Raw genomic sequence first — 1,182 nt, 5'->3', positions numbered from 1 at the left:
GTGGGAGCCGGCTTTCCGGCGATGAGGCCGGTCAAGGCAATAAAAGTCCTTCGGCCATCAGCAAGTTTCCCCACCAACACAGAAATTCGAGTAAAACTTTGTAAGGTTGGCGCTGCTTATCCCATAATGTGCCACCAGAGACATTGGCCGCAGCTTTGCAGAGGTAAGTCGATCCCCATGAACCGCACCGGCCGCGCCCTGACCTTGGGCTGCCTGTTGCTTCTTTCGCCTCTGCTGGCCCTGGCGGAGGGCGGTAACTCGTTGCTGATTCCGGCAACGGGCCGCTGCACGCTCAATGTTCAGCCAGAAGACCTGGAAAATGCCCTCAAGGCATGCGAACAGACGGCGACGACCGGGGATGCCCAGGCGCAGTTCGAATTGGGTGAGTACTACTACACGCAAACGCCCAAGGACCTGAAAAAGGCCCTGGACTGGTTCGAGAAAGCCTCGCTGCAAGGCCATGCCGAAGCCCAGTACCGCCTCGGTGCCATGTTCTTTCATGGCGAAGGGGTCAAGGCCAACAACGTGCAGGCCTATATCCTGCTGAAGATGGCCGCGGTCAACGGCGCAGAAGATGCGCTGGACATGGCCGACGAAGTGACCGAGCAGATGCCCCGCGACGAGCTGGAGCATGCCACCCAGGTACTCGGCCAGATCTTCCGCAAATACCTGCTGGAACTGCAGAGCGCCGAAGGGCGTACGCCGTTCTCGCCCCTCCCCTGATCACTTCTCGGGCATCGGCACCGGAAACGGCATGACATTGCCGCCGCCCTTGGCCTCGCTGATCTTTGCCGTCCCCAGGCGCTCCACCTCATCGATACGCACGATCGAATGCATCGGCACGAAGCTGCGGATCACGCCCTCGAACTGGTTCTTGAGCTTCTCCTCGCTCGGGTCGACCACCACCTGGGTGCGCTCACCGAAGACGAATTCCTCGATTTCCAGGAAACCCCACAGGTCGCTCTGGTAGATCTGCTTGGCATACATCTCGAAGACCTGCCCCTGGTTGAGGAAGATCACTTTATAGATGGCGGGTTCGCGTTTGCTCATGGTGGGCGGGATAACACATGCGTAAGAAAAGGCGCGCATCATAGCAGACAGCAGCGGCCTCATCGCCGGCAAGCCGGCTCCCACAGGTACGGCACAGGCCTTAAGAGCGGTGCTGTACTTGTGGGAGCCGGC

Annotated in this window: 2 protein-coding genes; one reads left to right on the top strand and one right to left on the bottom strand. The window is 59.7% G+C overall.

The genetic code is table 11. The features are described from left to right. Positions 1 to 177 precede the first annotated feature (177 nt). Positions 178 to 723, top strand: a complete 546-nt coding sequence (locus tag PMI38_RS26090; RefSeq protein ID WP_008101205.1) for a tetratricopeptide repeat protein — start codon at positions 178 to 180, stop codon at positions 721 to 723. Here PMI38_RS26090 and PMI38_RS26085 read toward each other — a convergent pair whose 3' ends face one another. Further along, positions 724 to 1,050, bottom strand: a complete 327-nt coding sequence (locus PMI38_RS26085) for a DUF1820 family protein (protein WP_043274131.1) — start codon at positions 1,048 to 1,050, stop codon at positions 724 to 726. Between the last annotated feature and the right edge of the window lie 132 nt (positions 1,051 to 1,182).

It is taken from the genome of Pseudomonas sp. GM84, assembly GCF_000282535.1.
GTDB lineage: Bacteria > Pseudomonadota > Gammaproteobacteria > Pseudomonadales > Pseudomonadaceae > Aquipseudomonas.
This window is presented reverse-complemented; position numbering and strand designations above follow the sequence as displayed.

Coding starts and splice junctions, on each gene's coding strand:
- PMI38_RS26090 (WP_008101205.1), top strand. CDS start 178: ATGAACCGCACCGGCCGCGCCCTGACCTTGGGCTGCCTGTTGCTTCTT.
- PMI38_RS26085 (WP_043274131.1), bottom strand. CDS start 1,050: ATGAGCAAACGCGAACCCGCCATCTATAAAGTGATCTTCCTCAACCAG.